Origin of the sequence: Neorhizobium sp. BETTINA12A, from assembly GCF_023006485.1 — a bacterium.
Taxonomy (GTDB): domain Bacteria; phylum Pseudomonadota; class Alphaproteobacteria; order Rhizobiales; family Rhizobiaceae; genus Neorhizobium.
On sequence record NZ_JALBGW010000217.1, the window covers coordinates 1 to 6472 of the forward strand.

6 protein-coding genes and 1 pseudogene are annotated in these 6472 nt (G+C 59.1%); 5 read left to right on the plus strand and 2 right to left on the minus strand.

Features of this window, described 5'->3' with window-relative positions:
* Positions 1 to 758 (minus strand): annotated as a pseudogene (locus tag MOV61_RS27370) (hypothetical protein); the annotation flags it as partial.
* Between the two features lie 634 nt (positions 759 to 1392).
* Here MOV61_RS27370 and MOV61_RS27375 point away from each other — a divergent pair.
* Together MOV61_RS27375 and MOV61_RS27380 are read left to right on the plus strand one after the other, a co-directional pair.
* Positions 1393 to 2208, plus strand: a complete 816-nt coding sequence (locus tag MOV61_RS27375; protein ID WP_247138838.1) for a response regulator transcription factor — start codon at positions 1393 to 1395, stop codon at positions 2206 to 2208.
* Positions 2150 to 2683 carry a hypothetical protein gene (locus MOV61_RS27380; RefSeq protein WP_038546051.1) on the plus strand — a complete coding sequence of 178 codons (534 nt, stop codon included), beginning with the start codon at positions 2150 to 2152 and terminating at the stop codon, positions 2681 to 2683. The genes MOV61_RS27375 and MOV61_RS27380 overlap by 59 nt, the downstream gene beginning before the upstream one ends.
* 12 nt (positions 2684 to 2695) lie before the next feature.
* On the opposite strand, the gene MOV61_RS27385 is transcribed toward MOV61_RS27380, so the two are convergent.
* Positions 2696 to 2962, minus strand: coding sequence for a DUF6894 family protein (locus MOV61_RS27385; RefSeq protein WP_247138839.1), 267 nt, complete (start codon positions 2960 to 2962; stop codon positions 2696 to 2698).
* Between the two features lie 931 nt (positions 2963 to 3893).
* On the opposite strand from MOV61_RS27385, the gene MOV61_RS27390 reads away from it, so the two are divergent.
* From MOV61_RS27390 to MOV61_RS27400, 3 genes are all read left to right on the plus strand, one after another.
* Positions 3894 to 4478, plus strand: coding sequence for a cupin domain-containing protein (locus MOV61_RS27390; RefSeq protein ID WP_247138840.1), 585 nt, complete (start codon positions 3894 to 3896; stop codon positions 4476 to 4478).
* Positions 4479 to 4552: 74 nt separating this feature from the next.
* The gene (gabT, locus tag MOV61_RS27395; RefSeq protein ID WP_247138841.1) at positions 4553 to 5860 is read left to right on the plus strand and encodes a 4-aminobutyrate--2-oxoglutarate transaminase; all 1308 of its coding nucleotides are present in this window, start codon (positions 4553 to 4555) and stop codon (positions 5858 to 5860) included.
* Positions 5861 to 5957: 97 nt separating this feature from the next.
* A partial coding sequence (locus MOV61_RS27400) for a thiamine pyrophosphate-binding protein (protein ID WP_247138842.1) occupies positions 5958 to 6472 on the plus strand: 515 nt, incomplete at its 3' end.

Here is a 6472-nt window from a genome sequence, read left to right on the forward strand (position 1 = left end):
ATACCCTTGCCGCCATCGGCATCGCTTTCGGCATCGCCGCTGTCGCCGTCGCCGCCATCGGCATCGCCGCCTTCGCCTTTACCGCCGGCTGCGACGCTTGCGGCCAAACCGCCAAGGCCGTCACCGCCAACCGCGAAGCCGCCAAGCGCGGTACCGCCATTGCCGCCATCACCGCCATCGGCATCTGCATGGCTTCCGCCATTGCCGCCGCCGCCGCCGGCATTGATACCGTCGGAGGCAAGCGCAATGCCGCCCTCGGCAGTGCCATTCAGTTCGAACGACCCATCGTTGCTGACGGTGGCGCTTTCGAGCTTGTCATTGTCCTGGATGTTGGCGACCTGGCTGAAGACGTTGCCGACATCATTGCCTTCACCGGTCAAGGCGTTGTTGAGCACGTCATCGATGCGGATGTTGAACATCCCGTCGATGGAACTGTGCTGCATGTCGACATCGGCAAAGTCGTCGTCCGTCGGCGTGTAACCTTCAAGGTCGACACCGACATCGACAGCGACGCCCACGGTAGTCTCGTTGACGTTCTCGTTGAGATTGCCGTTGAGGTTCAGGTTGCCGTTACCGTTCAGGTTCAGATTGCCGTTGCCATTCCAGTTGTCGTTGTCGTTCGTCGACTCGCTCGTCTGGCTCTGGTCGCTGGACTGTTGCTGCTGTTGTTGTTCCTGCTGTTGCTGTTGCTGCTGCTGTTCCTGGCTGTCCGTCGGATCGTCGACAACAGTGTTGAACGCGTGGCGTTTGTCTACCATCACAGTATCCTCTTTGACTGCGACGGCGTGACCACCATTCATCTTCTTGGGGTCTTTGCTCGTCGCTGTTGAAGTGAGTCATTGGCCTCTGGCGAGAGGGCGCGCGTCAACGCGACCGTTCGCCGGTCTTTCTCTCGTGATGTCTGATTTTTTTAGCTCTCCCCTAGTTTCCCGAGAGACCTGGAACGAGCGGCGGCATGGCCGTATGCTCGTGACAGCGCGCATCGACGAACGTTCTTCAGCGCTCGTTCTTCAGCTGCTTCGGGATGAGGCACTTTGTCCCGATTGCTCAGAAGAAATAAGGTAATATTTCGAGCTAGCACAACCTGATGAATACTATATGAGCATAGTTCTATGGGTGAAATGGTCTAACCAAGAAGAGGTAGGCACATCGGCAGTGAATGCAGCCTTATGTATGCAGCAACTCGAGTCTCACCGGTGGAAACGCTGTCTGATCATGGTTCGTTCGCGGGAAAACGACCTGGAATGCCAAATCCCATCACCGATTCGATCTATTCGGTAAATCGTTCGGTCTATTCCCACCCTTCCGGTCTTGGTTTACCGTTCCCTAATAAGATCTTCGGAGCACCACTTTGCGTGTACTTTCGATCAACGACGGGAGGGAGGTCTATCCATGCAAATTCCGCATGGTGTTTCACAACATGTCGGCTTGGATCTGGCAACAAACGCCTTGAAGAGAATGAATGCAATCCGGACACTCCTCTTCATCTGCTCGCCGGGAACAATCTCCACCGCAATGACTGCGGCCATCGAAAGCGAATTTCCGTGGCTTTGCGTCAAGACGGTTCCCGATCTCAAGCTGGCCTCGGCGGAATTTGACAATCCGGTTCAGCTCATGCTGGCGGATGTCCGCCTAGCCTCTGCGCTCGCCGAATACTGGCCGGAACTGGCCCGCCATCATCCCGCTGCAACGCTCGCGCTGATCGGTACCGATGACGGCGAAATAGCCTCCGATCATCAAAGAGCAAAAGAGCTTGAAATCGTTCAGGGGATACTGCCGTTCAACGTCAATCTCGATGTCTTCCTGTCAGGCCTGCGGATCGTATTGAAGGGCGGTACATATTTCCCGTCGACAGGTTACCGCGCTCAGCGAAGCCCACCTCCGGAAACAAGCGAGGATCCGGCTGACACCAAGCCGGCCCCATACAATGCCGGCAAACAGGCGATCGAAAAGCTCACGAAGCGTGAGAACGAAATTCTCGCCAGAATGGCCATGGGCAACCAGAACAAGATCATCGCCGCCGCCCTGAGCCTATCAGAACACACAGTAAAGATTCATATTCACAACATCATTACCAAGCTCGGCGTGCATAACAGAACGGAAGTCGTCGCTCTCTATTTTGAATATAGACGCAAGGATGTAACCGGCAATGCAGGCGACACGAACCGCGGCCAGGACGGCCGCTCCCTCTCGGGCGACAAGTACTAGGCTGCAGGACATCCTGCTCCTGATTGGGCAGCTGAACTATACGTGGACCAACACAGAAAGCCTGTTGATCCACATGATTGCCGGCCTTGCCAAAGTGGACAAGGAAACGGCGATCGTCATCTTCCTGACCTTGAATACGACGCGCGCACGCATCGACCTCGTGGACAGGCTGACCAAGATGCGCAAGACCGCACCGGTCTGCCGCAGGGAGATCCTGGAAGCCACCCGCCGCCTTTCCGAGGAAGCCAAGCTCCGTAACAAATACAACCACTGCATCTATTCATTCGATCCCGACAGCGGCCGCAACGTCACGCAATCGATGCGCATCTTCGAAAGCCGGGACGAGATCAAATACGGAAAGATCGAGGAACTTGACGCCCGGGAAATCGGCCGTATTCAGGAGAGCATCAACTCGCTCGTCGCAATCAACCGGATGTTCTGGGGGATCACCGAACGTTACGGCTTCCCGACCTAAATCCGCAAAGCCTTACCCCAGGCCCGAGACCTTCATCCCAGGCAGGAAACCGTTGACGGCGTCGGCCAGCGTAACGATCGATATGAGATGCCCGGCATCGTCGGTGATCGATATTGCCCGCAACGCCAGGGTTTCTCTCTGCTGAATATGCTCGACGATGATGTCTCTCATTCCGGAGATGACTTCAGCTGTGGCTCTCTCGAGGTTGAGGAAATCAAGTCCTTCCGTATCCGGAATGAAACCGTCCTTCAGATCGACATTCAGGAAATATTTCACCATGGAACCCAAACTCCCCCGGGGTTAGCCTGGCGGCCGCTTCAATTGCGAATCCAACCGTCACGGAAGCGGGCGCTCCAACCTCCAAGCGCTTACCCCCCATCTCCCGATCTGCGTTTAGGCTCAATCAGAACATTAGCAGATATATAAATTACCCATCGCGCCGGTCAACCTGGAATTGGCGTCCCACCTTGGAAACCGGGAAAAAAATAGCGTTCCCCCCTCCGCATTCCCCTCAATTTTGATGGGGATCACACGGCGGCGATGGGCGCTTCTCCGTTAGCCAACACCCTGCCAAATGCATAGGGATGCTCGCCCAATCATGGTTCAATGCGGCAACGAAAAGGCTGTCATTCTAAAGGTTGATTTCCTGAAGATGCCGCAGCTTTCCTCAAGGAGACTCTGCTGGGTGCGTAGATTTACACTTGCACCACATCAGAGCGCTCCGAACCCGAACTGGTCGGCGGATATCTCGACACGGTACCGCTCCGCTAGAGGCGATCGTCAGAACCTTGAACCGATGACCTGAGTTCGAAGCCGAATTGCTTCGGGAAGACCCGCCCGACCTCTGGATATTTGTCCAGGCCATGGGTCGCGAAACAGCGGGGACATGGCATTTCAACCGCACCGCAGCCGCAGCATCGGGTACCGGTATACGGCTTGGCGGGATGAGCTTCGCAAACCCAGCCCGTGTCCTTGCAGTCTCTGCACCTGAACATCGGCGAAATCCTCTGTGATCCGCAGGGCCGGAGGATAACACGCGCGTGAGTCGCAGGCAGTTGCGCCAAATGAGCTATATCCTTAGGCCTATCGACGGGGGCGACCCTACGTTGATTGCGCCAAAGCTTGCGGCCATCATCCGCTCAAAATATCATCCAGTTGATCGCGATCCAGATCCACGGCATAACCGACCCGAACAGTCGGGACCAAGCCAATGGATGAAAAGTTCGATATCGGTGCGCGCCTCAACGCCATGCGCGGGGCGGCCGGGCTTTCGCAGCGCCAGCTCGCCGAGCGGGCCGGCGTTCCGCACGCACAGATATCCAATGTCGAGACCAACAAGGTCAGCCCCTCCGTTTCGACGCTCCGCAAGATCCTGAACGGTCTCGGCGTCGGCATGGGCGATTTTTTCGAGCCGGAGCGCAGCCCGCCGAAAGGCCCGTTCTTCTCAGCGCATGAACTGGTCGACCTGACTTCCAAGGTTGCCACATCGCCGATTGCAGGCGGTGACGGCACGCTGATCTTTCGCCAGATCGGCGATGCGCGGGCGCATAACCTGCAGATCCTCCACGAGATTTACGGCCCCCATGCGGACACTGGCGAAACACGGCTGCAGCACGGTTCCTCGGAAGGCGGCTATGTGGTCGAGGGCGAGCTGGAAGTGACGGTCGGCGACGAGGTCCGCATCCTCAAGGCCGGCGAGGCTTACCTCTTCGACAGCCGTATTCCGCACCGATTCCGCAACCCCTCCGACCGGCAGACGATCGTTATTTCGGCCTGCTCGCCGCCCTATCTCTGATTTCGCGATTCCCCTCTTGCTCAATATAATGAGCAAGATTATAGCTTAGGTCATCGACTTTAGGGGATATCGCCATGACCGTCTCAGCAGATCTGCAATCCCGCCAGAAAGCCGCCGTCGCCGGCGGTGTCGGCACAAGGGGTATCTTCGCCCACAAAGCCTTGAACGCCGAACTCTGGGATGTCGACGGCAGGCGCTTCGTCGATTTCGCCGCCGGCATCGCGGTCAACAATACCGGCCACCGCCATCCGGCCGTGATGCGCGCCGTCGCCGAACAGGCTGAACATTTCACCCATACCTGCTTCCACGTCGCGCCTTACGAAGGTTACGTGCGGCTCGCCGAGCGGCTGAACGCGATGGCGCCGACCGGCGCCGAAAACCGCACCATGCTGGTGACCACGGGTGCTGAAGCCGTCGAAAATGCCGTGAAGATCGCCCGCGCCCATACCGGCCGCGCCGGCGTCATCGCCTTTTCCGGCGCCTTCCACGGCCGCACCATGCTCGGCATGGCGTTGACCGGCAAGGTCATGCCCTACAAGAAGAATTTCGGCCCCTTCCCGGCCGATATCTACCATGCGCCCTTCCCCAACCCCTATCTCGGCATCTCGACCGAGGAGGCGATCGCCGGTCTCGAACGGCTCTTCGCAGCCGATGTCGATCCGGAACGGATTGCGGCCTTCATCGTCGAACCGGTCCAGGGCGAAGGCGGCTTCAACGTTGCGCCGAAGGAATTCCTCGTACACCTTCGCGAAGTCGCGGATAAATACGGCATCGTGCTGATCGCTGACGAAATCCAGGCAGGCATGGCGCGCACCGGCAGGATGTTCGGCTTCGAGCATGCCGGCGTAAAGCCGGATATGATCACCATGGCGAAGGGCCTCGCCGGCGGCTTTCCGCTTTCGGCCGTCACCGGCAAGGCCGAGATCATGAATGCAGCCCATCCAGGTGGGCTGGGCGGTACCTATGCCGGCAATCCGCTGAGCGTCGCCGCCGCCAACGCCGTACTCGACGTCATCGAAGATGAGAAGCTCTGCGAACGCGCCGCCGAAGTCGGCCGCCGGATCACCGAGCGGCTGACGGCAATCGCCACCCGCCAGGGCATGGAACATATCGGCGACGTGCGCGGCCTAGGCGCCATGGTCGCGTTCGAACTGGTCGAGGACCGCCAATCGAAAACGGCGGCGCCTGCTCTCACCAACCGCATTGTCGCGGAAGCGGAGGCCCGCGGTCTGATCCTCCTGTCTTGCGGGACACGCTTCAATGTGATCCGTTTGCTGCCGCCGCTCACCGTCGAGTGGGAGGTTCTGGAGGAAGGGCTCGCCATTCTCGAAGCTTCGATCGAAGCAACGTTCTCCGACGCCACCGCTTCGGCAGCCGCCTGAGCCTCACTCATCGCCGCTGACCGCAGGACCGATCCGGCCTGCGGTTTCTCTTGGTCGCAGTGGCCTTTGGGAACGCTGCAAAGATAAGGAAAAGCGCATGAACGGCGCCGATATGCTGTGTGACGTCCTTCTGGTGAACGGCGTCGACGTCTGCTTTGCCAATCCCGGCACATCGGAGATGCATTTCGTCGCCGCTCTCGACCGCAAGCCCGCGATGCGCTGCATCCTCGGCTTGTCGGAAGGCGTCGTGACGGGCGCTGCCGACGGTTATGCCCGCATGGCGGACAAGCCTGCCGCCACCCTCCTTCACCTCGGCCCGGGCCTCGCCAATGGTCTCGCCAACCTCCACAACGCCCGCCGCGCCCGCACACCGATGCTGAACATCGTCGGCGATCATGCCTCCTATCACCTTCAATATGACGCGCCGCTGACCAGCGATATCGAAAGCCTGGCCCGGCCGATGTCCCATTGGGTTGGACGCGCGAGCGGCCCAGCCGACATTCGCCGCCGCACCGAAGAAGGCTATGTGGCGGCGCTTGCCAATCGCGGCGTCTCGACCATGATCCTGCCGGCGGACGCCGCCTGGGGCGGGGTCTCGCCGGAAACGCTCAC